The organism is Hoyosella sp. YIM 151337 (assembly GCF_026041215.1).
In the GTDB taxonomy this organism is placed as follows: domain Bacteria; phylum Actinomycetota; class Actinomycetes; order Mycobacteriales; family Mycobacteriaceae; genus Hoyosella.
In genome coordinates, this window is the sequence record NZ_JAPEIQ010000046.1 from 60,722 (window position 1) to 86,806 (window position 26,085).

28 protein-coding genes are annotated in these 26,085 nt (G+C 63.0%); 14 read left to right on the forward strand and 14 right to left on the reverse strand.

Annotated elements, in window-relative coordinates; genetic code table 11:
* Nucleotides 1–58 precede the first annotated feature (58 nt).
* Nucleotides 59–382 carry an STAS domain-containing protein gene (locus ONR57_RS22215; RefSeq protein WP_265125888.1) on the forward strand — a complete coding sequence of 108 codons (324 nt, stop codon included), beginning with the start codon at nucleotides 59–61 and terminating at the stop codon, nucleotides 380–382.
* 15 nt (nucleotides 383–397) lie between these two features.
* On the opposite strand, the gene ONR57_RS22220 is transcribed toward ONR57_RS22215, so the two are convergent.
* From ONR57_RS22220 to ONR57_RS22240, 5 genes are all read right to left on the reverse strand, one after another.
* The gene (locus ONR57_RS22220; RefSeq protein WP_265125889.1) at nucleotides 398–1,408 is read right to left on the reverse strand and encodes a DICT sensory domain-containing protein; all 1,011 of its coding nucleotides are present in this window, start codon (nucleotides 1,406–1,408) and stop codon (nucleotides 398–400) included.
* Between the two features lie 212 nt (nucleotides 1,409–1,620).
* A complete protein-coding gene (locus ONR57_RS22225; RefSeq protein ID WP_265125890.1) occupies nucleotides 1,621–2,100 on the reverse strand; it encodes a molybdenum cofactor biosynthesis protein MoaE in 480 nt (159 codons plus the stop codon).
* Nucleotides 2,090–2,563: a molybdenum cofactor biosynthesis protein B gene (locus ONR57_RS22230; RefSeq protein WP_374116509.1), complete on the reverse strand. Its 474-nt coding sequence runs from the start codon at nucleotides 2,561–2,563 to the stop codon at nucleotides 2,090–2,092. Before ONR57_RS22230 ends, ONR57_RS22225 begins: the two co-directional genes overlap by 11 nt.
* The gene (gene moaC, locus ONR57_RS22235) at nucleotides 2,560–2,988 is read right to left on the reverse strand and encodes a cyclic pyranopterin monophosphate synthase MoaC (RefSeq protein ID WP_265125892.1); all 429 of its coding nucleotides are present in this window, start codon (nucleotides 2,986–2,988) and stop codon (nucleotides 2,560–2,562) included. Before moaC ends, ONR57_RS22230 begins: the two co-directional genes overlap by 4 nt.
* Nucleotides 2,989–3,072: 84 nt before the next feature.
* The gene (locus ONR57_RS22240) at nucleotides 3,073–3,258 is read right to left on the reverse strand and encodes a hypothetical protein (protein WP_265125893.1); all 186 of its coding nucleotides are present in this window, start codon (nucleotides 3,256–3,258) and stop codon (nucleotides 3,073–3,075) included.
* Between the two features lie 81 nt (nucleotides 3,259–3,339).
* On the opposite strand from ONR57_RS22240, the gene ONR57_RS22245 reads away from it, so the two are divergent.
* From ONR57_RS22245 to ONR57_RS22265, 5 genes are all read left to right on the forward strand, one after another.
* Nucleotides 3,340–5,628, forward strand: coding sequence for a helicase C-terminal domain-containing protein (locus tag ONR57_RS22245; RefSeq protein ID WP_265125894.1), 2,289 nt, complete (start codon nucleotides 3,340–3,342; stop codon nucleotides 5,626–5,628).
* Nucleotides 5,629–5,646: 18 nt separating this feature from the next.
* Nucleotides 5,647–7,536: a propionyl-CoA synthetase gene (locus ONR57_RS22250; protein WP_265125895.1), complete on the forward strand. Its 1,890-nt coding sequence runs from the start codon at nucleotides 5,647–5,649 to the stop codon at nucleotides 7,534–7,536.
* Between the two features lie 88 nt (nucleotides 7,537–7,624).
* On the forward strand, nucleotides 7,625–9,292 hold the full coding sequence (locus ONR57_RS22255) for a DNA repair helicase XPB (RefSeq protein WP_265125896.1): 1,668 nt from the start codon (nucleotides 7,625–7,627) through the stop codon (nucleotides 9,290–9,292).
* 467 nt (nucleotides 9,293–9,759) lie between these two features.
* The gene (locus ONR57_RS22260) at nucleotides 9,760–10,878 is read left to right on the forward strand and encodes a ferredoxin reductase (RefSeq protein WP_265125897.1); all 1,119 of its coding nucleotides are present in this window, start codon (nucleotides 9,760–9,762) and stop codon (nucleotides 10,876–10,878) included.
* 28 nt (nucleotides 10,879–10,906) lie between these two features.
* Nucleotides 10,907–12,088: an acyl-CoA desaturase gene (locus tag ONR57_RS22265; protein ID WP_265125898.1), complete on the forward strand. Its 1,182-nt coding sequence runs from the start codon at nucleotides 10,907–10,909 to the stop codon at nucleotides 12,086–12,088.
* A 57-nt stretch (nucleotides 12,089–12,145) separates the two neighbouring features.
* Here the strand turns inward: ONR57_RS22265 and ONR57_RS22270 are convergent, their stop codons facing one another.
* Nucleotides 12,146–13,063, reverse strand: coding sequence for an oxidoreductase (locus ONR57_RS22270; protein ID WP_265125899.1), 918 nt, complete (start codon nucleotides 13,061–13,063; stop codon nucleotides 12,146–12,148).
* A gap of 74 nt (nucleotides 13,064–13,137) precedes the next feature.
* Here ONR57_RS22270 and ONR57_RS22275 point away from each other — a divergent pair, with 74 nt between their 5' ends.
* Nucleotides 13,138–13,737 carry a TetR/AcrR family transcriptional regulator gene (locus ONR57_RS22275; RefSeq protein ID WP_265125900.1) on the forward strand — a complete coding sequence of 200 codons (600 nt, stop codon included), beginning with the start codon at nucleotides 13,138–13,140 and terminating at the stop codon, nucleotides 13,735–13,737.
* 5 nt (nucleotides 13,738–13,742) lie between these two features.
* Here the strand turns inward: ONR57_RS22275 and ONR57_RS22280 are convergent, their stop codons facing one another.
* Both ONR57_RS22280 and ONR57_RS22285 read right to left on the reverse strand, forming a co-directional pair.
* On the reverse strand, nucleotides 13,743–14,006 hold the full coding sequence (locus tag ONR57_RS22280; RefSeq protein ID WP_265125901.1) for a hypothetical protein: 264 nt from the start codon (nucleotides 14,004–14,006) through the stop codon (nucleotides 13,743–13,745).
* On the reverse strand, nucleotides 14,003–14,683 hold the full coding sequence (locus tag ONR57_RS22285) for a DNA alkylation repair protein (RefSeq protein WP_265125902.1): 681 nt from the start codon (nucleotides 14,681–14,683) through the stop codon (nucleotides 14,003–14,005). The genes ONR57_RS22280 and ONR57_RS22285 overlap by 4 nt, the downstream gene beginning before the upstream one ends.
* 67 nt (nucleotides 14,684–14,750) lie before the next feature.
* Between ONR57_RS22285 and ONR57_RS22290 the strand changes: the two genes are divergently transcribed.
* A complete protein-coding gene (locus ONR57_RS22290; protein ID WP_265125903.1) occupies nucleotides 14,751–15,356 on the forward strand; it encodes a phage holin family protein in 606 nt (201 codons plus the stop codon).
* Nucleotides 15,357–15,421: 65 nt separating this feature from the next.
* Here the strand turns inward: ONR57_RS22290 and ONR57_RS22295 are convergent, their stop codons facing one another.
* Together ONR57_RS22295 and ONR57_RS22300 are read right to left on the reverse strand one after the other, a co-directional pair.
* Nucleotides 15,422–16,234 carry an ABC transporter permease gene (locus ONR57_RS22295; RefSeq protein ID WP_265125904.1) on the reverse strand — a complete coding sequence of 271 codons (813 nt, stop codon included), beginning with the start codon at nucleotides 16,232–16,234 and terminating at the stop codon, nucleotides 15,422–15,424.
* The gene (locus ONR57_RS22300) at nucleotides 16,231–17,238 is read right to left on the reverse strand and encodes an ATP-binding cassette domain-containing protein (RefSeq protein WP_265125905.1); all 1,008 of its coding nucleotides are present in this window, start codon (nucleotides 17,236–17,238) and stop codon (nucleotides 16,231–16,233) included. Before ONR57_RS22300 ends, ONR57_RS22295 begins: the two co-directional genes overlap by 4 nt.
* 126 nt (nucleotides 17,239–17,364) lie before the next feature.
* On the opposite strand from ONR57_RS22300, the gene ONR57_RS22305 reads away from it, so the two are divergent.
* The 6 genes from ONR57_RS22305 to ONR57_RS22330 all read left to right on the forward strand — a co-directional run bounded on the left by ONR57_RS22305 (nucleotide 17,365) and on the right by ONR57_RS22330 (nucleotide 21,794).
* Complete coding sequence (locus ONR57_RS22305) at nucleotides 17,365–18,165, forward strand: TetR/AcrR family transcriptional regulator (RefSeq protein ID WP_265125906.1); 801 nt, start codon at nucleotides 17,365–17,367, stop codon at nucleotides 18,163–18,165.
* A gap of 62 nt (nucleotides 18,166–18,227) precedes the next feature.
* Complete coding sequence (locus ONR57_RS22310; RefSeq protein ID WP_265125907.1) at nucleotides 18,228–18,884, forward strand: DUF3239 domain-containing protein; 657 nt, start codon at nucleotides 18,228–18,230, stop codon at nucleotides 18,882–18,884.
* 62 nt (nucleotides 18,885–18,946) lie between these two features.
* Nucleotides 18,947–19,609, forward strand: coding sequence for a DUF6226 family protein (locus tag ONR57_RS22315; RefSeq protein WP_265125908.1), 663 nt, complete (start codon nucleotides 18,947–18,949; stop codon nucleotides 19,607–19,609).
* A gap of 544 nt (nucleotides 19,610–20,153) precedes the next feature.
* Nucleotides 20,154–20,291: a hypothetical protein gene (locus ONR57_RS22320; protein ID WP_265125909.1), complete on the forward strand. Its 138-nt coding sequence runs from the start codon at nucleotides 20,154–20,156 to the stop codon at nucleotides 20,289–20,291.
* A gap of 146 nt (nucleotides 20,292–20,437) precedes the next feature.
* On the forward strand, nucleotides 20,438–20,584 hold the full coding sequence (locus ONR57_RS22325) for a hypothetical protein (RefSeq protein ID WP_265125910.1): 147 nt from the start codon (nucleotides 20,438–20,440) through the stop codon (nucleotides 20,582–20,584).
* Nucleotides 20,585–20,780: 196 nt separating this feature from the next.
* On the forward strand, nucleotides 20,781–21,794 hold the full coding sequence (locus ONR57_RS22330) for an alpha/beta hydrolase family protein (protein ID WP_265125911.1): 1,014 nt from the start codon (nucleotides 20,781–20,783) through the stop codon (nucleotides 21,792–21,794).
* Between the two features lie 56 nt (nucleotides 21,795–21,850).
* On the opposite strand, the gene ONR57_RS22335 is transcribed toward ONR57_RS22330, so the two are convergent.
* From ONR57_RS22335 to ONR57_RS22350, 4 genes are all read right to left on the reverse strand, one after another.
* On the reverse strand, nucleotides 21,851–23,668 hold the full coding sequence (locus ONR57_RS22335; RefSeq protein WP_265125912.1) for a long-chain-acyl-CoA synthetase: 1,818 nt from the start codon (nucleotides 23,666–23,668) through the stop codon (nucleotides 21,851–21,853).
* 52 nt (nucleotides 23,669–23,720) lie between these two features.
* A complete protein-coding gene (locus ONR57_RS22340) occupies nucleotides 23,721–24,245 on the reverse strand; it encodes a 2'-5' RNA ligase family protein (protein ID WP_265125913.1) in 525 nt (174 codons plus the stop codon).
* A gap of 97 nt (nucleotides 24,246–24,342) precedes the next feature.
* Nucleotides 24,343–25,089 (reverse strand): ABC transporter permease, encoded by a 747-nt coding sequence (locus tag ONR57_RS22345; protein ID WP_265125914.1) that lies wholly within the window; start codon nucleotides 25,087–25,089, stop codon nucleotides 24,343–24,345.
* The gene (locus ONR57_RS22350; RefSeq protein ID WP_265125915.1) at nucleotides 25,082–26,029 is read right to left on the reverse strand and encodes an ATP-binding cassette domain-containing protein; all 948 of its coding nucleotides are present in this window, start codon (nucleotides 26,027–26,029) and stop codon (nucleotides 25,082–25,084) included. Before ONR57_RS22350 ends, ONR57_RS22345 begins: the two co-directional genes overlap by 8 nt.
* Nucleotides 26,030–26,085: the final 56 nt, after the last annotated feature.

Sequence of the window (26,085 nt, forward strand, 5' to 3'; positions counted from 1 at the left end):
AAACATACATTCGATCACGTTTACTCATATATCACCGAACAGTATGCAGCCCCACACCGTGCTGAAGCTAAGTGGCACTCTCGACGCGCTGTCCCTTCCGCGATTCTTCACCATTCTGGAGATGCTCAGCGAACCAGCGCAGCTGCTCGTCGACCTCAGCCGCGTCGACTTCTGCTCTGTCTCCGCAGTGCGTGCGCTCACTGAACTTCGCATGCGCGACGCACTGAGCGATACAGCCATCGCGATCATCGCCCCAGAGCATGTGCGCTCAGTCTTCGCGCTCGCTCAGCAGCAGCCGGGCGTAACGGTGCATGCTTCCCTCAGCGACGCAGCAGAAAGCGCTAGCCGGCGAGGCGTGCGCAGCCTATCCCTGGCACAGTAATTCTGCCCAGCCCGCTCACTCGAAATGGCGCAGCACTGCACGTGCCGAACGCTTCACGACGTCGCTGTCATAGGAGACGACGTAGTCAAATTCACGATCCTGGTCCGCAGTGCCGCGGCGCAGATCCAAGGCGCTGAGCACGCAGGAGAAGTGCGGTGAGAGAACAATAACGTTCCACTCGCTCGTGAGCGGGTCCGAGGTGTCGAGCGGCGCGTGATGCACTCCGTCTATCGCGGTCAGGCTCATTCCGACGCCGTACACGCCCGCGTAGGTCACATGCCGGGCGAGGTTCCGCCAGCGGGCGGCGGTGCGCTCAGTGAAGTTCTCCGCGTACTGGAAGGTGCCGACACAGATCGCGTCCCTGCCAAGTCCGGAAGCAAGGGTCTCCAGACCGATGCTCATTTCGATGAGCAAACGCTTCGCGCTGCGCACCGGAGCGCGAAGCCCTGACACGATGGTGAATGGAGTTTCGCCGACGGCGCGAGTTGGCGCAGCCGGCGGAATGGGCAGCGGCGCAACGTGCTCGGTCGTGATCTCTGCCAGAGATGTTGCGGGTTCGTACAGTTTGCCCATCCCATGCGTCGCACCGGTCGCGAGGGCACGGCGCCGGTGCAGTTCGCTGTCGACACCATCGGCGATCAGCACCGTGCCGTGCCGCTCGGCACAACTGGCCACGCTGTGGACGGTGCGCGAGACATCGGCGTCCGCTCGGCGAGCAATGAGTTCTGGACTGAAGATCACGATATCCGGCTCGATCAGTGGCAGAAGCGCTATCGATTGCGGCGCCGAGCCGACTGAGTCCAGCGCTATCAGCCGGCCAGCGTCCCTGGCTTCGATCGCGGCCCGCAGCGCATAGGCTGGCTGCTCGGCGAACGCGTGGTGCGTGATGGTGATGACGTGCAGCACAGACTCGGAAATACCCGGGACCGTCGGCGATTCAAGGTCAACCGACACGAGCACCGGCATCGGCGCTGACTGGGGGGCAATCGCAAGCTTTACCGCATCAAGCGACTGCGTCTCCTGCATGGCGCGCGCTGATTCCCGCAAGGCCCGGGGCGCCGATAGGCGCGTGCCTGGCGGTCCGCACAGCTGCAATTCAACTGCAGCGAGCGCGCCGTCGTGCAATCTCCGAACCGGAGCCCACCGCGAATTAACAGCGATCTGGCTGGACTCTGTGGCCCGGTTAGCGGCGACAAACACAGTTCACTGTGGCAAGAATGCCACAGAACCACAACCCGCTAGGCGCAGCCCACCCACTCGTCGGTGCCGTCGGGGAAGATCTGGCGCTTCCACACCGGAAGTTGGGCTTTTATTTGTTCAACCAGGCCGGAACATGTGGCGAAGGCTTCGGCCCGGTGATCGGCAGCAACTGCGCACACCAGCGCTGCGTCACCGATCTCCAGCGGCCCCACCCGGTGACTCACCGCGATCGCTCTGACACCGAACGCCTGGGCCGCCACCTCGTCAGCTACCCGCGCGACGACAGCCCCCGCGGTGGGGTGCGCAGAGTATTCGAGCCGGGTTACCGTTCGGCCGCCGTCATGGTCACGCACCACACCGGCGAAGCTCACGACAGCACCGGCTGAGCGATCAGCCACCAGAGCCTCGTGTTCTGCAACATCCAGTGGTTCAGAACTGACGGCCGCACGTCGTACCACCGGGGTGTGTTCGAGTGCCCCTTTCGGGACCGAACAGCACGGCGACGTGTCACTCTGCATGGCCACCTCCACGGATCTGGTCTAGCGCGTGCTCAAGGATGCCGTCGAGAAGCGAAAGCGCGTCGTTGACGCCGCCGCGCGATCCGGGGAGGTTCACGATGAATGTCCGCCCAGCCACACCTGCCAGTCCACGGGAGAGCACAGCTGTGGGGACCTTCGCGATTCCTGCCCGGCGGATCGCCTCAGCGATCCCCGGTATCTCGTAATCGATAAGTGCGGCGGTGTGCTGCGGTGTCACATCGGTCGGTGTCAGCCCCGTACCTCCCGTCGTGAAAATGACCCCGCAGCCATCAGCTATAGCCTTGCGCAGCGCGTCACCGACTTCCTCACCGTCAGGCACGACGATCGGAGAATCCACGGCGAAACCGCGCCCTAGCAGCCACTCCGTGATAACCGGCCCAGTGCGGTCGGTATACAAGCCTTGCGCGGCGCGCGTCGAGGCAACGATAACGGCGGCTTTCACGGCCGCTCCCACCTTCCCGTTTTGCCGCCTTCTTTGAAGACGACTCGCACATTGTTCATTGTCGCTCCAGGGTCGACGGCCTTCACCATGTCGTGCAGGGTGAGACCGGCGACGGCCACAGCCGTCAGGGCTTCCATTTCAGCCCCAGTGCGGCCCGTAGTTTTGATGGACGCGGTTACGTCAATGTACGTATCGCCAAGATCAAACTCGACTGTTACACCGGCAAGTGGAATCGGATGACATAAGGGCACCAACTCAGGAGTTTTTTTCGCCCCCATGATCGCGGCGATACGCGCCGTCGCGAGAGCATCGCCCTTAGGGAGACCATCAGCCGCGAGCAAACCGATGACTTCGGCGGTGGTCTCGAAACGTCCAGCAGCGGCCGCGCGGCGCGCAGTCTCCGATTTTTCGCTGATGTCAACCATGCGGGCAGAGCCCCGGCTGTCCACGTGGGTTAGGCGGGGCTCGCCGCTTGGAGTATTCAGCTCATTCACGGAACTAGTACGCGGTCAGCGGTTAACGACCGTGTAGGGATGGACGTAGTGGACCTGCTCCACGGGAAGAGGAAAGGAGGTCTCCCCGAATGGTGAAAGACCGCCGGCGCGGTCCGAGGAAAGCTCAGTCACGGCGTGGTCGCCGTCCTCTACCGCTGGCCAGCCCGGATCGACGTACTTGTTTTTCTTCTTCTCAGCCACGTGTCCATTTTGACAGTTCGATTCTGAGGCGCGCACCCGAGGTCGCCTTTCGGGTGGGAAAACTCTCTACGCTGGTACACGATGACGCCCTCGACTCACCCTGCCTCCCGCAGCGGGCGGGACTCTGCGTTCGGCGCGTGGCTCACGCAATTGAGCGACGCGGACCTCGTCATGCTCCTTCGAAACCGCCCTGACCTGGCAGTACCTCCCCCGTTGAACATGAACGTGCTCACTGATCGCGTATGCCTGCGCGCATCGGTGCAACGCGCCCTCGATGATGCCGATCTGCTGACGCTCACCGTGGTCGAAGCCCTTGCGCTGCTCGGGGCTGCCGAACAACGCGTTAACCGCGCCGCCCTGCTCGGGATGTTCGCTGGCCTCCACGGCGCCGAACTCACCCGCGAAATTGACGCCCGGATCGACTGGCTCCGTGAACGCGCCCTTATTTGGGGGGACGATCTTCAACTCATTGACGGCGCTGCAGACGCCGTTCCGTGGCGGATCGGCCGTCTCAGCACGCTGCAGCATGTAGCGGCGCTCGACGGTCTGCCGAAACGGCTGCAAACACTGCCGCCCGAACAAGCGGTGATCGTTGAAAAGCTCGCCCACGGCACGCCGTTCGGTTCGACGCGAGACGCCGCACCCGACGCGCACCCCGAACGCCCGATACCGCAGCTGATCGCGGCCGGACTGCTCGCCCGCATCGATGACCACACAGTCGAACTGCCGTTCCACGTTGGCCAGGTGGTGCGCGGCGAGGCGGCACTCGATCCGCATGTCCTGACAGAGCCGACAACAGACCTCAAGACGGGAGACATGCGGGCGGCGAACGCGTCCGCCGCCGGAGAAGCGATGGAGTTCCTCCGCGACTGCACCTCCATCATCGCTGTGCTCGGTACCGCGCCCGCGCCGGACCTCAAAGCCGGCGGGCTAGGTGTCCGAGAGTTGCGCCGCATCGCGAAATCCGCTGGGCTCTCCGAGGAACGCACCGGCCTGCTTGTCGAGGTTCTCGCTGCGGCGACACTCATCACGAAGGGTGATGACTATCTCGCATCCGGTGATCCGGTGTGGGCGCCATCTGAGATCGCCGATGCGTGGCTAGACGCGGACACCGCGGCGCAGTGGGCGAAAGTCGCGAGCGCCTGGTTAAGCATGAAGAGCCGCCCATGGCTAATCGGATGGCGGGGCGCCACCGACAAACCGGCGGCCGCGCTCTCGGAGGACATCGTCTCGCACACTGCGGAAGCGGACCGCCGCCACATGCTTTCGATCTGGACCGCGGTCCCCGAAGGTACTGTGCTCCAGGCAGACGACGCACAGCGATTATTGACGTGGCGGCGCCCCCGCGCGGCTCGGCGCTTCGCCGGGCAGGCGGTCATCAGCACGCTCGCCGAAGCGTCCGCGCTCGGGCTGGTCGTGGGCGGCATCCTCACCGCCCCCGGGCGGGCGCTGCTCACAGACCCTGATCTTCCTGAACTCGCGGACATTATGCAGCCGCTACTGCCGCAACCGCTCGATCATGTGCTTGTCCAGGCCGACCTGACCGTTGTCGCGCCCGGGCCGCTCGTGCCGGAGCTCCACGACCAGGTCAACCTCGTGGCGGACGTCGAATCGGCTGGCGCGGCAACGGTGTACCGCGTCACCGAACACAGCGTGCTCCGCGCACTGGACAGCGGCATGTCAGCAACCGCCATACACACTCTGTTCGACAAACATTCGCGGACACCCGTTCCGCAGGCCCTGAAATACCTGGTTGACGACACGGCGCGGCGGCACGGGCAACTGCGCGCGGGCATGGCGTCGTCATTCATCCGGTGCGAAGACCCCGCGATGATGAAGGAAGTCCTTGCCTCAGCCGCGGCGGCCGAGCTGGGCCTGCGGGCGCTGGCCCCCACGGTGGCGGTGTCCCAACTGCCGCTTGGTGACGTGCTGGAACGTCTGCGCTCAGCGGGCTTTACCCCAGCAGGTGAGGACGAGAGCGGCGACATCATCGATCTGCGTCCCCGGGGTGTTCGGTTGCAGGCGCGGCGCCAGCGGTCAGTTGCGGTGCCGCGGACACTTCCGGTGCCGAAACATGAGCAACTCGTCAGCGTGGTGGAAGGACTTCGCGCGACACAGATCCGGACCTCACATTCGCGCGCGTCCGCGTCCGGCAGCACCGCTGCGACGGTTGCGCTGCTGCAACTCGCGGTGCAGGCACAGCGGCGCGTGCTGATCAGTTTCGTCGATGCGCAAGGCACCGCCGGTGTGCGGGTGGTCGAGCCGGTTGCAGTGCAGGCCGGACAGTTGCATGCCTTTGATCCCACCGCAGACGCCGTTCGGCGCTTTTCTCTTGCCCGCATGAGTTCAGTGGAGCTACTAGATAACTAACCGAACTGGAGGTTTGTTGTGGCAGTACCGGCAGGAGCGTACAAAGCGGCGTACGACGCGAGCATCGACGATCCGCACGACTTCTGGCGGGCCGCTGCCAGTGACGTCACTTGGACGCGCAAGCCCACACAGGTACTCGACGACTCAAACGCCCCGTTCTATCGCTGGTTCCCTGACGGTGAGCTGAACACGTGCGCGAACGCGCTCGACCGGCACGTCGCGGCGGGGCGCGGCGATAACCTCGCGCTCATCTATGACTCTCCAGTGACGGGCACGGACCGCACTTACACATACGCCGAGTTACTGTCCGAGGTGGCGCGATTCGCTGGCGCGCTGAAGCACGCGGGGGTGGGCAAAGGTGACCGGGTAGTCATCTACATGCCCATGGTGCCGGAGGCCGTGATCGGGATGCTCGCGTGCGCGCGCCTCGGCGCCGTCCATTCAGTGGTATTCGGCGGGTTCGCCCCGGCGGAACTAGCGGCGCGCATCGACGATGCTCAGCCTGTTGTGGTGCTTTCTGCGTCGTGCGGGATCGAGCCTTCCCGGGTGGTGGAATACAAGCCGATGCTGGACAAGGCGCTTGAACTCGCCGCGCATCGCCCGAAACAGTGCGTCATCCTGCAGCGGCCCCAGTCTGCTGCGGAACTGCTGCAAGGCCGAGACATTGCCTGGTCGGAGTTCATCGCGGCGGCGCCCGAGGCGGATCCGGTGCCGGTCGCATCGACCGACCCATTGTACGTGCTGTACACGTCCGGGACGACAGGCAAACCGAAGGGCATTGTGCGGGATAACGGTGGCCACGCGGTCGCACTGCTGTGGAGCATGCGCAACGTCTACGGGATCCAGCCTGGCGACGTGTACTGGGCCGCATCTGACATCGGCTGGGTGGTCGGACACTCCTACATCGTCTATGCGCCGCTGTTGCTTGGCGCCACAACTGTGCTTTACGAGGGAAAACCGATCGGCACGCCCGACCCCGGCGCGTTCTGGCGGGTGATCTCCCAATACGGCGTCAAGGCGTTGTTCACCGCACCGACCGCGTTCCGGGCCATCCGCAAAGAAGACCCGGATGCGGCATACCTATCGAAATACGACATCTCCGTGCTGCGCTGCCTCTTCCTGGCTGGCGAACGCCTCGACCCAGACACCTACCACTGGGCCGCAACAAAATTAGGCATTCCAGTTGTCGACCACTGGTGGCAAACCGAGACAGGCTGGCCCATCGCGGCGAACATGATGGGACTTGAGCCGATGCCCATCAAAGCCGGCTCCCCCACCGTCCCGGTGCCCGGCTATGGCGTGCAAATCTTGCGCCCTGATGGCACCGAAGCTGCAGTCGGTGAAGAAGGAGCCATCTGCATCAAGCTGCCGCTGCCGCCGGGCACACTGCCGACACTGTGGGGTGATGATGACCGATACGTCGCCGCCTACCTTTCCGCCTTCCCCGGCTACTACCTCACCGGCGACAGCGGCTATTTCGACGATGACGGCTACTTGTTCGTAATGGGCCGCACTGATGACGTCATCAACGTCGCAGGTCACCGCCTGTCAACGGGGTCGATGGAAGCGGTCATCGCGGCACACCCCGCAGTGGCAGAGTGCGCGGTGATCGGTGTTGCCGATCCGCTGAAGGGCCAGGTGCCGCGCGGACTCGTCGTGCTGAAGGCGGGCGCGGAAATCGATGCGGACACACTGCAAGCTGAGCTTGTGGCGGCCGTTCGCGAACACATCGGCGCGGTGGCGGTGTTCAAGCACGTGGACGTCGTCCCGGCGCTTCCGAAGACCCGGTCCGGCAAAATTCTGCGTAAGACGATGCGCGGCATCGCGGACGGCCGCGATGAGCCGCTGCCCTCAACGATCGAGGACCCTGCCGTGCTCGACCGGCTGCGCCCCATCCTGGGACGCTGAGGTTCGGTACACCTGCGCACTGGCCGGCGGCGGGGATTCCATGGACAATGGTGTGTTCGCCGCAAGTGACCAGTGAGGGAGATTCGACGTGACCGACGGTCCGCTGATCGTTCAGTCAGACAAGACGCTGCTACTCGAGATCGATCACCCACTTTCGGACCAGGCACGTTCGGCGATCGCCCCATTCGCAGAACTCGAACGTGCACCCGAGCATGTGCACACGTACCGGGTGACGCCCCTCGCGCTGTGGAACGCGCGGGCCGCCGGCCACGACGCCGAACAAGTTGTGGACGCACTCGTGCGCTTCTCCCGTTATCCGGTTCCGCAGCCGCTGCTCGTGGACATCGTCGACACCATTGCGCGGTACGGGCGGCTGCAACTGGTGAAGCACCCCGCGCATGGCCTGACGCTCGTCAGCCTGGATCGTGCCGTCCTCGCTGAGGTCATGCGGAACAAGAAAATCAATCCGATGCTCGGCGCCAAGATCGACGACGACACCGTGATCGTGCATCCCAGTGAGCGCGGCCGCCTCAAGCAGATGCTCCTCAAAGTCGGTTGGCCCGCTGAGGATCTCGCTGGCTACGTCGACGGCGAGGCGCACGCGATATCACTCGAAACCCACGACGAGTGGGAGTTGCGTGACTATCAGCGCATGGCCGCGGACTCTTTCTGGCAAGGCGGCTCCGGTGTCGTAGTGCTGCCCTGTGGTTCCGGGAAAACTATCGTCGGCGCGGCAGCGATGGCGAAAGCCCAAGCCACGACGCTCATCTTGGTGACGAACACCGTGGCGGGCCGCCAGTGGAAACGTGAACTCATCGCCCGCACGTCACTGACTGAGGAAGAGATCGGCGAATACTCCGGGGAGAAGAAGGAGATCCGCCCCGTCACGATCGCGACTTACCAGGTGATCACCCGCCGGACGAAGGGTGAGTACAAGCATCTGGAGCTGTTTGACTCCCGGGACTGGGGGCTCGTCATTTACGACGAGGTGCACCTGCTCCCCGCGCCGGTGTTCCGCATGACAGCTGATTTGCAGTCCCGCCGGCGGCTCGGCCTCACGGCGACACTGGTCCGGGAAGATGGCCGTGAGGGTGACGTCTTCTCGCTGATCGGCCCGAAACGCTATGACGCGCCGTGGAAGGACATCGAGGCGCAGGGCTGGATCGCGCCCGCGGACTGCATCGAAGTGCGAGTCACGCTGACGGAGTCTGAGCGCATGGCGTATGCCGTCGCCGAGCCCGAAGAACGGTACCGGCTATGTTCCACCGCGCACACGAAGGTAGCGGTGGTGAAGTCAATCCTCCAACGCCATGCGGGGGCACAGACTCTCGTTATCGGTGCCTACATCGATCAGCTGGAAGAGCTGGGTGCCGAACTCGATGCGCCTGTGATTCAGGGTTCGACGCGAAATAAGGAACGTGAAGCCCTGTTTGATGCGTTCCGCCGGGGCGAGATCCAGACTTTGGTGGTCAGTAAGGTAGCGAACTTTTCGATCGACCTTCCAGAAGCGACAGTTGCCGTGCAGGTTTCAGGGACGTTCGGATCCAGGCAAGAGGAAGCCCAGCGGCTTGGCCGGTTGCTTCGGCCGAAGAAGGACGGGCACCAGGCCCATTTCTATTCAGTGGTGTCTCGGGACACCCTCGATACCGAGTACGCAGCGCATCGGCAGCGGTTCCTCGCTGAACAAGGATATGCGTACCGGATTGTTGACGCCGATGACCTGCTAGGACCTGCGATCGGAGACATGACCAGCTAGGCCTCGATCGTGAAGGATCAGGGCGCTCAGGCCGCCCTGATCCTTCACGATTTTGCCGCCTCCTCCTGGCGTAGCGCCATGTCCCGCGACACCCGTGATGTCTCCGAGCGAGGCACCGCCGCCACACCGCCACCGGGTTTCCTGAACCTCCGCCCCACAACCGAACACTCCAGCGCCGCCACCCCACCGGTGGCCTCATCTTGCTCACACACTCGGTCCCACGCGGGTGCCTCAAGTGAGCAGTGGAGCGCGAGCCCGCGAACGCCCTGAGCGCCACCGTCACACCTGCGATATTCGCGCTACGCGACCGGATGCTCGTTACTCAGGCCCGCCCACTACCGGCACGTTCACTCATCAACGGACGATCGTCCACTGTATTGACAGTCACACTCGTTTTACTTGGACTTTTATCCAGCCGCACCCTACTGTCTTTCAGTGTACAGACGTTCACCGAAAGGGAGTCATCGATGACACTCGGCGCGCAGGTTCTCACTTCATCCAGACTCGGCCGTCGTGTGTTGAGCTCTTCGCTCGTAAAGGCCGCGACTACCCCGCACGGAATTGACCGCTACATCGAAATGATCGATCCGCTGTGGTCAGGCACTGAGATCCGGGCTGAGGTCACCGACGTTGCACGAAAGACCGCAGACAGCGTCACGCTGACATTGCGGCCGAACGCAAACTGGACTGGGTTCCGCGCCGGACAGTTCGTCCGCCTCTCAGTCGAAATCAACGGTGTTCGCCGCACTCGCTGCTACTCACCAGCCTGTTCCGAATTCCGCCGTGACGGCCGGATCGAACTCACCATCAAGGTTGATCCCAACGGCCTCGTCTCGCGGCACCTCCAGGCACACGCCAAACCTGGGATGATCGTCCAAATCTCTCCTGCGCAGGGCGAGTTTGTCTTGCCGCTGCCGCACCCGCGGCGAATCCTGCTGATCAGCGGCGGCTCGGGCGTCACGCCCGTCATGTCGATGCTGCGGACTCTGACCGATAAAGCATTCAACGGCAAGATCACCTTCTTGCACTACTCGTTCACCGAAGAGGACATCATCTACCGCCGCGAACTCGAAGAGATCAAGGCGAAGTACGAATCGATCAACATCGTGCACGCCTACACGGAGCAAAAGGATGGCGGCGACTTGCACGGCTATTTCAGCAAGGAGCACCTGCTCGCTGCTGACCGGCACTACGCGGAAGCGGAAACCTTCCTCTGTGGGCCGCTGCCGCTCATGGATGCCGTCCGTGCCGTATACGAGGACGAGGGTCTGACGGACCAATTGCACCTCGAGCAGTTCACCGCGCCAGTGCGCACCGCCAGCAGCGAGGACGCTTCCGGTGAACTCGTTTTCTCCGCAACTGGAACCACCGTCGCCAACAGTGGACGAACGATTCTGGAGCAGGCCGAGGATGCCGGTCTCACACCTGAGTACGGCTGCCGCATGGGTATCTGTTTCTCGTGCGTACGCCGGAAAGACTCCGGCACCACCCGCAATGTCCTGACTGGTGACGTCTGCAGCGATGGCGATACCAGCGTGAAGCTTTGCGTCTCCGAGCCTGTCGGCGACGTCTCCATCGACCTCTGATCCTTCTAGACCACTCCGGGAGAACCCCATGTCTGCAAATGACCTCAAAAAGCTGTCCCCCGAGCAGATCGAAGCTTTTGGCAAGGAGATGGACGCGCTCCGCGCCCGCGTCGTCGCCGATCTCGGCGAACGTGATGCGGAGTACATCCGCGGTGTCGTATCGCTGCAGAAGAAGCTCGAAGTCGCTGGCCGTGGACTTCTCTTCCTCGGTTTCCTTCCGCCAGCCTGGCTCGGTGGCGTCGCAGCGCTGTCGTTGTCGAAAATCATCGACAACATGGAGATCGGCCACAACGTCATGCACGGCCAGTACGACTGGATGCAGGATCCGGCGCTCACCTCAAAGAACTTCGAGTGGGACAACACAATCCACGGCGACAGCTGGTTGTACACCCACAACTACATTCACCACACCTTCACGAACGTTGTGGGCAAAGACCACGACGCGACCGGGTACGGCGTCATGCGGGTGACCGACGAAACACCATGGCACCCCATTTGGCTGCTCAACCCGGTTTTCGCAGCGCTCCTGCAGACGTTGTTCCAGTGGGGCACGGCCATACAGGAGCTCGAGTCGGAGAAGATCATTCGCGGCGAGAAGTCCTGGGCAGAGGCGAAAGAAGGCTTCGCTCGCTTCCGTGACAAGGCCGGCAAGCAGGCACTGAAAGACTATGTGATCTTCCCGCTCCTCTCGGGCCCTGGAGCTCCGTTCACGTTCGCGGGAAACGCCGCCGCCAACCTTGTGCGCAACCTGTGGGCGTCGTCGGTGATCTTCTGTGGCCACTTCCCCGAGGAAGTTCAGACCTTCTCGATTGAAGAGACTCAGGACGAGAGCCACGCGGGCTGGTACTACCGTCAGATCCTCGGTTCCGCCAACTTCACCGGCGGCCACTGGGTGAACGTTCTGTCCGGCAACCTGAGCTACCAGATCGAGCACCACTTGTTTCCCGACATCCCGGCCTTCCGCTACGCGGAAATGGCGGTCGAGGTGCGCGAGATCTGCGACCGCTACGGCATCGATTACCACGAGGCTTCCATGGCGCGGCAACTGGGAAGTGTCTGGAAGAAGATCTTCCGCTACTCACTTCCGGATGAGCTGCCACTGATCAACAAGCTGCCGTTCGTCGGCAAGCGCGCGGCAGCCAAGAAGGCGACAGTCACCCCGCTCGCCACGGCCGAGTCGAAGAGGGAACTCGTCGGCGCAGCTTCCTGAGGCAAGCGCACGACAAAGCCGGGCTCGCTGCGAGCCCGGCTTTGCGGTGCCTTCCTGTCAGTTCTGTCCGGACCGGCCACCACTCACTGCCGCGGCGGGAAACTGTACACCTGTCAGTTCTTCGGATGCGGTCCACAGTTTCTTCGCGAGTTCAGTATCCCGCGCCTCGCGTGAACGTCCGACAAGTTTGGGGTTGCCCCGCAGCTCCCAGCGACCGTCGGGGCCGACGTAGCTAGCACCGGGCAGGTCCTGGCTCGCCGCGTAAAGCGTGGGCGCGGCGCCTGCTTCGGCGTCCTGAGCGTAAAGCTTGTTGCCGAGGTTCATCAGGCCGTCGTACAGGCGGTTTCCGGAGTGTGATTGCAGGTTCGTCGCAGCCCAGCCCGGGTGCGCGTTGTGGGCCCGCACCGGGGAGCCGGCCTCCGTGAGGCGGCGCTGCAGTTCCAGGCTGAATAGCAGATTGGCGAGTTTGGACTGTCCGTAGGCGGCGACGCGGTTGTAGGCGCGCGTTTCCCAGTTGAGGTCGTCAAGATCGATCGTGCCACGTCGGTGCGCCGCCGAAGCGACAGTGACGACGCGATCAGTGATGTGCGGAAGCAGAAGGTTGGTCAACGCGAAATGGCCGAGATGATTCGTGCCGATCTGGGTTTCGAAGCCATCTTTGGTCTTGCCTTCGGGCGGCATCATGATGCCCGCGTTGTTGACCAGCACATCGAGGGCGCCAGTCCATTCGTCGGCGAAGCGGCGAACCGAAGCGAGGTCAGCGAGGTCGAGCGCACGGACTTCGGTGGTGCCCGCGATGGTGGCGGCCGCGGTCGCGCCTCGGTGCGTATCGCGGACGGCCAGCACGACGCGGGCGCCAACTCGGGCTAGTTCACGGGCTGCCACTAGGCCGATGCCACTGTTCGCGCCGGTGACCAGGACGGTCTTGCCCTCGAAAGAGGGAAGTTCTGCTGAGGTCCAGGAAGATTTCGTCATGAACCCAATGTAGACATTGACCACAAAGTAGTCAATGACCACATTGGCGCTGGTTTCGGATATCCTCAGTGATCATGACGTCATCCAGCCCCCGCTCCTACCACCACGGCGATCTGCGTGGTGAACTCCTCGATCGCGCCGAGCAGACGCTTCGGGAATCAGGCGTGGATGGCCTCTCGCTCCGCCAGCTCGCACGGGACATCGGCGTCAGTCACGGCGCCCCGAGCAGGCACTTCCGTGACAAACAGGCACTGTTGGACGCGATTGCACTGACAGGATTCGAGCGTCTCGGCGCCTTGTTCACCGGCGCGGTGTCCGAGGGTTCGTTCACGCAGCGGCTCGAGTCGGTGGCGCGAGCTTATGTGCGGTTTGCGACCGAGAATGCCGCGCTGCTGGAGTTGATGTTCGCCCGGAAGCACAATCCCGAAGCCGGGATTGAATTGCCCGCCGCCGCCGAGCGGGCATTCTCAGTTCCCGTCGCGCTGATTGCCGATGGACAGGGTAACGGCGAAGTGATCAACGGAGACCCGACCGCGATCGGTTTCGCCTCGTTCGCCACGATCCACGGTATGGCGACCCTCGTCAGCTCGGGGCTTGTCCCCGCTGCCCTGGCCGAGACCATGCTGGGCGACGTCATCACACAGATCATGGACGGCATTAGACCGCGGACCTGACGGCGCTACTTACTTGTCGCCTTGTACCGGTTCACCGAAAGCGGCACAAAGATCACCAGGATCACGACGACGCAGATCAACGAGTACAAGACGGGGTTCTGCATTGACCACATGTCTGGCACCGGGACGTTCGGGAACGTCGCGCCGAACAGGGGTATGCCTACCGCATCGTCGACGCAGATGACCTGCCCGGCCCCGCGATCGGCGACAGGACTGGCTAGACCTCGATCGTGAAGAATCAGGACGGCCTGAGCGCCCTGATCGTTCACGATTGTGCCGCCTCCTCCTGGCGCCGCACCATTTCGCCAATCCACAGGGGCGCGTAGGGCGAGGTGCACCCGGGTGGCGTCGGGTAGTCCTTGAGGACTTCGAGGCGCTCGCCGATCTCCAGGGCGCGGGCCCGGCATTCGGCGTGCTCGATCCCGATGTAAGCCAGGCAGGTGTTCATCGCCCATTGCAGCCGGTCTGGTGCATCTTTCATATCTGCTTCGATCGTGTCGAGGAGCTTCGCCAGCTCAAGCCCGGCGGGCTTCTTCACGATCCGCTCGGCCGTGAGGGCCCAGCCGGCGCTCGCGACCACGGGGTCTGGGTCCTCGAACCACGCTTGCCGTAACTCTTCGGCGTGCGGACTCTTCTTCACCACATAGTTGACGAGCCAATCGTGCACTTTAGGCGTGCGAGCGCTGCGAAGCATAGCGTCGAGCTCGTCGCGATCGAACGCCTTCGGGCGGCACATCAGCGCCGCTAGCAGCTTCGCTGCGGTGTCATCTGTTTGCCACAGTTCCCGCGCCAGTTCGTGCTGCGTTTTGAGTCGCTTCGCAATCGCACGCAACTTCGTGAGATTCACGCCATGATCGTCACCATGGTTCTCGTTGACCGCGCGGATCTTCGGGTCTTCGAGTGCAGCCAACTCGGCTAGCACTGCAGCCACTGTCGTGTCGGACATGGGAACTCCTCCACCTCACGTTGGACACAGCCTAAGGGCTCGCGGTGACTGACGTATTGTCTCGGGAGTGCCGCCCCCACAGCCAGTGCGCCCAGCGATGAACAAGCCTCCGGGCACATGGCATTTCGCAGTGACGGTGGCGGCGCTCATAGTGGCGGTCGCAGCGTGGTGCCGCTGGTGGCCGCGAGACGACAGCGCTGTCCTTACCAGCGTCGCTTCCGGGCTCGTGCTGCTTGGCTGCGGACTCTGGTGGGCAATCCGGAGCATTTATGTAGCTGGGCAGGATCGCCGGTGGTCATGGTGGATTCTCCCCGCCCCCGTAGCAGTGGGCATCGCGATTCTCGTTGCGCTGTGGGGCGCGCCCAGCTTCGAGCAGGCACGTCCAAAGATGGACGAGATCGCCGCTGAACTCCGCGCCGATCCTGATGACTCGTCGGTGTCCTGGTGGAACGACTCACCGCTAGAGCGCTTCGATATCAGGTTCGTCCACGAGGACGCCGACGGCAACGTGTACTTTAAGTTCACAATTTATGGCGCGAATAAGGGATGGATGCACGCCCCTGCAGGGCCCCCAGATAACGATTTCCTTGAACTGATTCCACTCGGCGATGGCTGGTACAGATACGAACTGCCGTGGGTGAACCCCAGCCCCGGCATGGTGCCACCTGATTAATCGTGGAGGATCAGGGCGGTCTGAGCGCCCTGATCCTCCACGATTTGACCCAGCCCGGAGAAGCCCTACTTGCTTGTCGCCTTGTACCGGCTGACGGAGAGCGGCACGAAGATCACCAGGATCACGACGACGCAGATCAGTGAGTACAAGACGGGGTTCTGCATTGACCACACGTCTGGCACCGGGACGTTCGGGTCGACGTTGCCGAAGAGCTGACGCACGGCCTGCGTCACCGCGGAAACCGGGTTCCATTCCACGAAGGTGCGCAGCACCGGCGGGAACGATTCGAGCGGGACGAATGCGTTGGAGATGAACGTCAGCGGCATGATCACCACGAAGGACGCGTTGTTGATGACGTCAACGCTCGGCACAATCAGTCCGACGAACGCCATAATCCAGCTGACCGCGTACGCGAAAATGAGCAGGAGCAGGAACGCGGTAATCGCGTCGACGATTGAGCCGCGGATCCGCCAGCCCACAACCAGACCGGCCAGCGCCATGATGGCGATCGACAAGACGTTGTAGGCGATGTCGGAGACAGTCCGGCCGATGAGGACGGCTGAGCGTGACATCGGCAGTGACCGGAATCGGTCGATGATGCCCTTCTGCATATCCTCGGCGAGGCCGACACCGGTGAACGTCGCGCCGAACACCACGGTCTGCGCGAAGATGCCGGCGATCAGGAATTCGCGGTAGGGAATGTCCCCTCCGGGGTCGATCGCGCCGCCGAACACGTAGGCGAAGAGCAGGACGAACATCACCGGCGAGATCAGCACGAACACCAGGATTTCTGGCACTCGCTTGATCTTGATCAGGTTGCGTTTCGCGATGACACCGCTGTCGGTGACGGTGCGCTTCAGTGTGGGCGTCGAGGTCATCGGTGTGCCTCCTGGCTGGCAGGTTCATTGTCAGCGTTGTCTTGTTCGTCGCTGGTTTCGGCGGCGTGACCGGTGAGCGACAGGAAGACGTCGTCGAGGGTGGGGCGCCGCAGTCCAACGTCAAGCACTTTGACCTTTTCGCCGTCGAGCGCGCGCAGGAGGTGCATGAGCGCCTCAGGCCCGGTGCTGACGGGCGCGCTGAAGGACCGCCCCGAGTTGCTGACATGCACTTCACCGGTGGCGATTGCGTCTATCGCCGCCTGCGCGGTTGGAATGTCTGCGTTGTTTTCAATGACGAGTTCCACGCGCTCGCCGCCGATTTGGCGTTTCAGTTCATCGGCAGTGCCCTCGGCGATAGCGCGCCCGTGGTCGATCACCACGATGTTGTCGGCGAGGACATCGGCCTCTTCGAGGTATTGCGTTGTGAGTAGCAGCGTGGTGCCGCCCGCGACGAGTTCACGAATGACGTCCCACATCTGGTTGCGGCTGCGCGGGTCGAGCCCCGTTGTAGGTTCGTCGAGCACGAGGACTGCTGGCTCGGCGACGAGCGCCCCGGCTAAGTCGAGACGCCGGCGCATACCGCCAGAGTACGTTTTCGACGGGCGATCCCCGGCGTCAGCAAGGCCGAACCGCTCAAGGAGTTCACGGGCCCGCGCGCGAGATCGTTTACGGTCGAAACCATAAAGGCGGCCGACCATGTCGAGGTTCTCAAAACCGGTGAGGTGCTCGTCAACTGCGGCGTACTGGCCGGCTAGGCCCATGCGTGAGCGGACACCGTACGGGTCTGCGAGCACGTCGACGCCCGCTACCTCGGCGGTGCCGCTGTCGGGTGTCAGCAGAGTAGTGAGAATACGGACGGCGGTGGTCTTGCCCGCGCCGTTGGGACCGAGAAGGCCGAGCACACTGCCTTCCGGCACATCGAGATCGAGTCCATCGAGTGCCCGCACTTCGCCAAAGGTTTTGACGAGGCCGCGCGCACGAATCATCTGGGCGGGTTGCCCCATGACGCTCCCCCAAGAGTATTGGTGCTGCTGGTACTATCGAACCTGTAACTGAGTACAGCGTACTTCGTTATTACTGAGTACACCATACTTCGTTTTAGCCGGCAACGCTGGTGCAGGAAGGTGACCGTGCCCACCCCCTTCTCACGTTCGGGTATCAAACGTTCAGAGATCCAGGCTCAACTCGAGCGCATCGTGACGACCCTCTGGAATCCTGAACCCCCGCGCACCCGCGGCCCTAAGCGAGCATTCACCCGCGACGAGGTTGTCGCAACTGCAATTTCGATCGCTGACGCCCGCGGGATCGACGCCGTCTCCATGCGCAGCCTCGCCGACCAGCTCGGACTCGGCACGATGTCGCTATATCGCTACGTGCCGGGCAAGGAGGAACTCGTCGCCCTGATGCTCGAGCGCGCCTACGGTGAAACCACACCCGCATCTGAGCTCCCGGGAGATTGGCGCGCCAAGCTGGAGAGCAGCGCGCATCAGCAGTGGGCGCTGTTTCACCGCCACCCGTGGATGCTTGACTTGCCACTCGACCGCGTCTCGCCCGGGCCGCTGTCAATGGAGCGGTATGACGCGGCCCTCGCCGTGGTGCTCAGCACCGGCCTGCCACCTGACGCGGCCGTCGCGATCAACGAAGCGATCGAGTACGTGGTGCGCGGCGCCGCCCGGGCGTCGATCGAAAACATCAGCTTCATCGAAGAGACCGGGCTGACCATCGAACAGTGGTGGGAACACCAGGGGCCGAGCATGCTCGCCGTCATGGACCCGGCACGATTCCCCGCACTCCAAGAGGTACTGAACGCGGGAGCGTTCAGCGACCGCCCACAGTCGAATTCCTTTGAGGTCGCGTTTCTCGACACCCTAGCCACGTTCCTCGATGGCGTAGCGGTGCGGCTTGACCGCCACCTGAGCGGCCAAGACTGAAACGGGCGAAGCACCCGCCGATGTGCGCCTGCTCACCACACTCGTCCCAGTAGGCTGTCGATGTGCGAACACTGGATTTCCTTGTCGACATCCCCCATGCCCGCCGCGTGAACGAGCAGCTCGCCGACTTGCGCCGGCTGCAGGTGTCTGCCGGGATTTTCGCGGTCGCCATGCTCGGCGCCGCGATCGGCCTCTTCATCGTCGGGGAAACCTGGGCGATCATCACCGGCATGATCCTCATCGGCGCCGCCATCGGGTGCGTCTACGCCGGGGTCGTCGCGCCGCAACGTGCCTCCGACCTCAAGAAGATGTACACCGAGCATGAGCTGGTCCCTGCCGTCGTGAGCGCGGTGCGCCCGCGGGGCTTCACGATGCTCGCGCTGGTCAATCTCACCCGGGACCGCTCACAAGAATCGCGGTGGGCGCTCGTTCCCCGTCGCGCCCAGAACCTGCCCGGCCACCGGGTAAAGGTCGGCGAGCGCGTTCCCTGCGTCGCGGTGACTGATGCGTCAAAGATGTCGCCGTACTGGCAACGCGTGCAGCCCGTACCTATCGCGTGGGCCGCACGCGACGAAGAAGTGCTCAAGCGGGCGGAACGCGCGATTTCAGACTCGGAGTGGAAAGTTCTCGCCAAGCACGCCAAACGGAGCGAGGAAGCCGAGAAATCACGCGGCTACCTCACCTTGCCCCCTGCGGAACTCCCTGCCGACCTGCGCTAACAGGGGCTCCCTCCCTGAAAACTCAGCTGCGCGGAGTTCATTTGCCCCGTATGGTCGGGGCCGTGTTCGCAGAGTACGTCCGGCCGCCAGTCACCGCCCGCGTCTTTCATGACGACGACGGTCGGGTGATCAACTACGGCGAGCGCTGGGATGGCGACCCGCCTGAGGACGCCTACAGCGTCACACAGCACCCCGAGCGGTTCGCTCCCCTGCACCTCGTGGCGGACGCGCTGATCGCGCATCTCTCCGCCAGCTACGACGTGCGTGTTGACGAGCACGACGACTGCGGCGCTGACTTCATGCGGCCGCCTTCAGACCTCGTCCGCGCCGTCCGCCTCACTCCAGCCAGGCGTGACGCCGCTCCATTGACGTTCGGCTACACGCCCTACCCCGGCATCGCGCTGCACGCGGGCTACCTGCACGACACGTACTTTCCTTCGTGCGGGTGTGACGCGTGTGATGACACCTGGGAAGAGGAGGCGGCACGGCTCGAGAGGCACGTCTTCGATGTGGTGAGCGGCGGCTACCAAGAAAAGTTCGTCCGCGGCTTCACGGCACACCTGAGGTACTCACTCGGCGGTCCCGGGCGTCAGCGATCCGGCAGCAGCTTGGTGACGCGCGGCCGATTCCGCGACAGCATCACACAGCGGCTCGCCGCGGCGCGGGAACAGGGACGCCCACTGCCTGACCTGTGGGCGCCGTGGCCGCGGCGACCGGGCGAATGAACTGCCGGGAAACCACCCAGGATGCGAACGAATCGCCCTGCGCCGCAGTCACATCAATGAATTCGCATTGTTTATTGTGAAACAATCGGTGCGACAAATCGTCAGCAATGCCTATCACAGAACGAAAACACTGCGCTGCGCGTCACAATTCTTGCCCGCAAAGTCCCAACACGGAGCCGCGGGCCAGTCGCCAAACGGTGATCGGACGCCCGAAGATCATGATCGCTAGTCGTCAGCGCCCTGCGACGAGCGGTCATCACAGCCATGACCTGCGGTGATCCGCGTGTGAAGTCGGCGTTAAAAGTTAGTCCGATTGTGCGTGATGATGGTCACATTGCATTGGGTGAACACAAAGTTAATGGTGGGAAAACCTGCAGGCAGGCAACCCTTAGTTGATCATCAACGTGACGTCAGTCACACAAATGACAGCTGGCTACTACGTTAACTCTCTAAACGGACCCACCAAATTGTCTAAGAAGTCGTGTAAAAAAACTTCCCGGGGGTCAACACGTGGCCCGTTAGGTACGAAACCAAGGAGTAAGTCATGGACTTCGCAGAACTCGCAGCAGCACTCGCCGACCTCGGCTCCTTCTTCAGCGGCCTCGGTGACTTCACCTCCGGCTCCGCTTCGTTCAACGACAGCTTCATCGGCTCAATCGACTTCTTTAGCAACGGTGAGTGACGATCCACTGGCCTAACGGTCACGCGTGGCCCTTCAGTGCCTCCGGGCACTGAAGGGCCGCACACTTTCTGTGCCTGCCCCTGTGCTAGAAAATGTGCGACGCACAACCCGACATCTGCCCCTAAAACCGCAAAGGACTGTCCCCCATGAGTCTTGAATCCCTCGCTGAAATCGGCGGCTCTCTCGAAACCAGCTCCGACCTCGCGTTCTCGATCTCCGACATCTTCGGTGCCGCGAGCGGCGTGCTGGAGTTCATCGCGTTCATCAACGATCTGGTCAGCTTCTTCGGCTGACGATCTCCTCGCCCCGGGCCTGCGCCCGGGGCCGCTTTGTCTCTGCGATAACCGAAGTGGCACAGAGTGTCACCAATTTGTACCAACTTGACGCGCTGGTGCGCGCCATACCTTATTGTTCGATTCGTACACCTGTACGCACGCAACTCGGGCACCCGACACGTCAACTTTCTTACGCACCAAGGTGAGGTCTTCAATGCGCCGAACGACGTTCCGACGCAAGCTGGTCACAGCTCTCGCTGCCGCAGCTCTCGTAGCCGCCCCGATGACGATGACAGCTTCTGTCGCCACCGCGCAGACATCCGGCGCATACGTCACGTCCACCGTCCAAGAAGGTCCGCGGAAGCTGACGGTCAACGTCTACTCCCCCTCGATGAACAAGATCGTTCCCATCGAGGTGCTGCGGCCCGCTGACACGAGTGTCCCGCGCCCCACCTTCTACCTGCTCAACGGCGCAGGCGGTGGCGAAGACACGGCGACCTGGGCGGCCCGCACTGACTACGAAGACTTCTTCGCGAACAAGAACGTCAACGTGATCACACCGATCGGCGGCATGCTCTCGTACTACACCGACTGGGAGCGTGACGATCCGACCCTCGGCCGTCACAAGTGGACGACGTTCATCACGCAAGAGCTGCCACCCGTCATCGACGCGGCGCTGGGCGCCAACGGCGTGAACGCCATCGCGGGCCTGTCGACATCGGCCACGTCGGTGCTCAACCTGGCGATAGCCCGTCCTGGCCTGTTCAAGGCCGTCGGCTCGTACAGTGGCTGCGCGCAAGTGTCTGACCCGCTGGGCCAGGCGTACGTCCGCACCGTTGTCGAAGGACGCGGCCAGGCTGACGCAACCAACATGTGGGGCCCGTATGACGGGCCGGGCTGGCGCGCTCACGATCCGGTTCTGAACGCGGAAAAACTTCGCGGCACCGCGATCTACGTCTCTAACGGCACAGGCTTGCCCGGCCACCACGACACTCTCGAGTCACCGCTGGTCAACAACAACCCGGTGACATTGGCGAACCAGATCGTCGTGGGCGGCATCATCGAAGCCGCGACGATCCCCTGCACGGTCAATCTGCAGGCACGTCTCGCCAGCCTCGATATTCCGGCGCACTTCAACTGGCGTCCCACCGGCACCCACTCGTGGGGTTACTGGCAGGATGACCTGAAGGACTCCTGGCCGCTCATCGCGTCCGCGATCGGGGCCTGACGAAAAATTGAGAAGTGGCTCCCGGGAATCCCGGGAGCCACTTCTTGTTTCTGGGGTTACACGCGGATCTTGCCCGAGGCGACGTCGTCGGCGTATTCGGGGTAGAACTCGACGTAGCCCTTGTCCTTGCCAGCGAGCACGTAGATCGGGTCAGAGACCTTGTCGGGGTCATAACCCTCATTCCGCAAATCCACCTTGCGGCTCTTGAAGGTCGAGGTCTGCTCCACTTCGCCGATCACCCGGATGAACAGCGGGATCGCGTAGCTCGGCAGCTCACTGAAGAGGTGGTCAGCGATCGCCTTCGGGTCGAACTCAGCACCCTCGGAAGGCTTAACAGCGGCCATGCCTGCCTTGCCGTCAGTTCCGGGAACAGCAACACCGTAAGCGACTGCCTGATCGACGCCGGGGTGGCTTCCGAGCGCGCCCTCGACTTCCGTCGTGGCGACGTTTTCACCCTTCCAGCGGAACGTGTCACCAAGCCGGTCCGCGAAAGCGATGTGGAACAGTCCCTGCTTGTACACGAGGTCCCCGGTGTTGAACCACTCGTCCCCGTCTTTGAACGCGTTGCGGAGCACCTTTTTCTCGGACGCTTCGGGATCGGTGTAACCGTCGAACGGCGCGCGGCTCGTGATTTTGGTGATCAACAGCCCTGGCTTGCCCGGCTTCACCTTACGCAGCTTGCCGTTCTGCCCGCGGCGCGGCTCTTCGGTCTCCTGGTCGTAGTCGACAATCGCGAACGGCAGCGGGCACACTCCCGCGGTCTTATCGATGTTGAGTGCGTTGACGAACGCGAGGTTGCATTCGCTGGCACCGTAGAATTCGGCGATCCGCTCGATCCCGAAACGGCGCTGAAAGTCATCCCAAATTTCGGGGCGCAGCCCATTGCCGACGATGACGCGTACCTTGTGCTGCCGCTCAGCCGGTCGCTCCGGCTGATTGAGCAGGTACCGGCACAGCTCGCCGATGTAGCAGAACGCGGTCGCGTCGGTCGCGACGACCTCGTCCCAGAAGCGGGACACCGAGAATGACCGGCCGAGCGCGAGGGTCGCGCCCGCGCCGAGAACCGAGGACAGCGACACCGTCAGCGCGTTGTTGTGGTACAGCGGCAGGCAGGAGTACAGCACGTCGTCGCTCTTTAACCGCACGCCGAGGCCACCGAGTCCATACATGCTCTTCAGCCAGCGCATATGCGACATCGTGCTGGCCTTCGGCATCCCCGTTGTGCCGGAGGTGAAGATGTAAAACGCTTTGTCTCTCGCAGAGACGTTCGCGCACGCGCGCGGGTCTGCGTCCGAAGCCCCTTCGGCGAGGTCGTCCAGATCGGCTGCTCCGTCGAGCATGTCGTCCCCGTGTCGCAAACCGATGACGACGCCCTTGACCTTCTCCGCGGAAACCGATTCGAGCGCCTCCCGAGATTCCGCGCCAACCACGAGCACCGTGCTGCCGAGCAGCTTCAGACTGTGTTCGAGGACATCGCCGCGCTGGTTATAGTTCAGCATGCCCGCGGTCGCACCCAGCTTGACTGCGGCGAGCGCAGCGAGCAGCGTATGCGGACGGTTCGATGCGAGAATCCCTACCACCGAACCTTTTTCGACGCCATGCTTGGCGTACACGGCGGCATAGCGGTTGACGATCCGGTTGGCGTCACCGTAGCTGATTTCCGCACCCTCGAACCGCAAGAAGGGCCGGTCCGGGTGCCTGCTTGCAGCGTCCTGGAAAACCAGGCCAAGTGACTTTTTGGTGTCCCCGGTGACGGTTACCAGCCCGACCGCGCCGCGCAACATCTTGGGCGCATCCGGTATTAGGGCGGGTGCCTTCTTGAGGACGTCGGCGAGCCCGACCCTGCGGATTGTCGACTTTGACGTGTGCTCCATATAACGCACATTACGGGCGTCGACGGCTTTGGCAAACCGGTGAAGCGGGAGTTCACAAAACTCCGCGCAGTCGCCACATTCTTCCGGTGGCGGAGTCGATCAGCGCGGTTCCCGCGACGGTGAGCTGCAGCGGCAGGACGTCGAAGAGAACATGTGAGACCGCAGGCACGCGGTCCCGCGCCGCCCTTGTGACGATCGACAAATGTGGCAGCCAGCGCCCGCGCGCGTAGTGTTTGTGCACCAGCGCCCCCGTGCTCTCGACGGCGTCTAAGACAGCGGTCTGGCGGGCAGCCAGGTCGGAGGTGGGAGCGGGCATCAAGCAGACTCTCCCCCGTCGCATCACACCGACCGCGTCGAACCACAGCGTGAAGGGGCCCCGGCGCTCCAGAGTGTCGAGGGCCATCTCAACTTTCCGCTGCTCCCATTCGAGGAGTACGACATACGACAGATGTGCGTGGTGCTGGCCATGAGTGTGCGAGAGGAGGGTCGGCAAGCCCAGTTCCTCTGCGCGGCGCCACAGTTGCCGCACCGCGCGGTCTGAGTCCGGATCAAAAAGCAGACACACTGCGAGCGCCACAACTTGACAGTAACGGTGGCCCTGCCAAACGCACGAGTAACGGGACAGATTCACGACAACTGCCCGTGAACGTGTCCCGTTACTCGTGAACCTGGTATCAGCGCACTCGCCGGCGGAACAGCAGTGCAGCGAGGAGCATGGATACTCCCGCGATCCCGGCGCACCACGCTACGGCGAGCACACCGCTTAAGCCGATGGGCGTCCCGAGGAGCAGGCCCCGCACCGTTTCGATGACGGGCGTGGCTGGCTGGTTCTCCGCGAACCAGTGCAGCCACGTCGGCATCGTCTCCACCGGCACGAACGCGCTGCTGGGATAGGGCAGGAACATGATGAAGAACTGGAAACCCGCCGCGCCCTCGGGTGTTTTCGCAAGCAGCCCGAATACTGCAGCCAGCCAGGAGATCGCGAAGACGAACAGCAGCAGCACCCCGAGTGCCAGCAACCATTCGGCCGCTGACGCGTTCGGTGAGAAACCGATCAGCAACGCGACAGCGATCAGCAGTGTTATCGAGACCGCGTTGCGGAGCACACTGCCCGCAACGTGTCCACCGAGCATTGCCGCACCGCCCACCCCGAGCGAGCGAAAACGGTCGACGATGCCTTCCTGCAGGTCCTCGCTGACGCGAGTCGCCGTGAGGGCGGATACAAACCCCGTGCACAGCAGAAGCACACCAGGCAGGGCGTAATCGACATAGTCGGTGAAGCCCGTCTGGATCGCGCCGCCAAACAGATAGACGAAGAGCACGAGGATGAGGATCGGCAACATCACCGCGGTGAGCAGTGCTTCCACATTCCTCGTGCTCAAGCGAATGTTGCGCTCCACCATGACGATCGCATTAGACATGTGCGGTCTCCTTGCCTTTCGGCTGCCCGGTGAGAGCCAGGAAGGCGTCGTCGAGGGTCGGCTGGTGCAGCGAGAATGTCTCGATGTCAGTGCCGAGCGGGTCGACGGTGCCGAGCAATTCACGGATGTGCCGGGCGGTACCGTCGGTTGCGAAGCCGACGGTCAGCGCCTCGCGGTTCGCAATAACGTGCGAGTGCAGGCTGGTGGCCCGGGTGAACGCCTCGGCTTCCCCAAATCGGACGTCGAGGCGCTCCTGACCGACAAGTCGTTTGAGTTCGGCGGGCGTGCCGTTCGCAACGATACGGCCGTGGTCGATGAGCGCGATCCGATCCGCGAGCATATCCGCTTCCTCGAGGTATTGCGTCGTCAAGAGAACTGTGACGCCATCCGCGGCAAGTGCTGTAATCGTGTCCCACATCGTCTTGCGGCTTCGCGGATCAAGGCCAGTGGTCGGCTCGTCTAGGAAGATCAAGGCCGGCTGGCCGACGAGGCTGGCGGCAATGTCGAGCCGGCGGCGCATACCACCTGAATAAGTAACAACTCGCCGTCTGCCCGCCTCCGCGAGGTCGAAAAGCGTGAGCAACTCGTGTGCGCGTTCTCGGGCCGCAGCCCGAGAGAGTCCCGTCAGTCGGCCCATCATGCGCAGGTTCTCTTCTCCTGTTTGCATACCGTCCAGGGCTGCGTACTGCCCCGTCAGGCTGATGATGCGATGCACGCTTTTGCGGTCCTTGACGACGTCGAGCCCAGCGATGGTGGCGGTGCCGCCATCGGGCTGGGTGAGGGTCGACAGGATGCGTACCGTGGTGGTTTTGCCGGCGCCGTTGGGACCAAGGAGCGCGAAGACTTCTCCTGCTCCCACGCTGAAGTCCACTCCGGTGAGCACCTCGAGGCTTCCATATGCCTTGCGAAGACCCCGCACTTCGCAGATCGTATCGGTCATTCTTCCTCCTTTTGCGTATGCTATACGCTTAATTGCGTATCATATACGCGCACTAA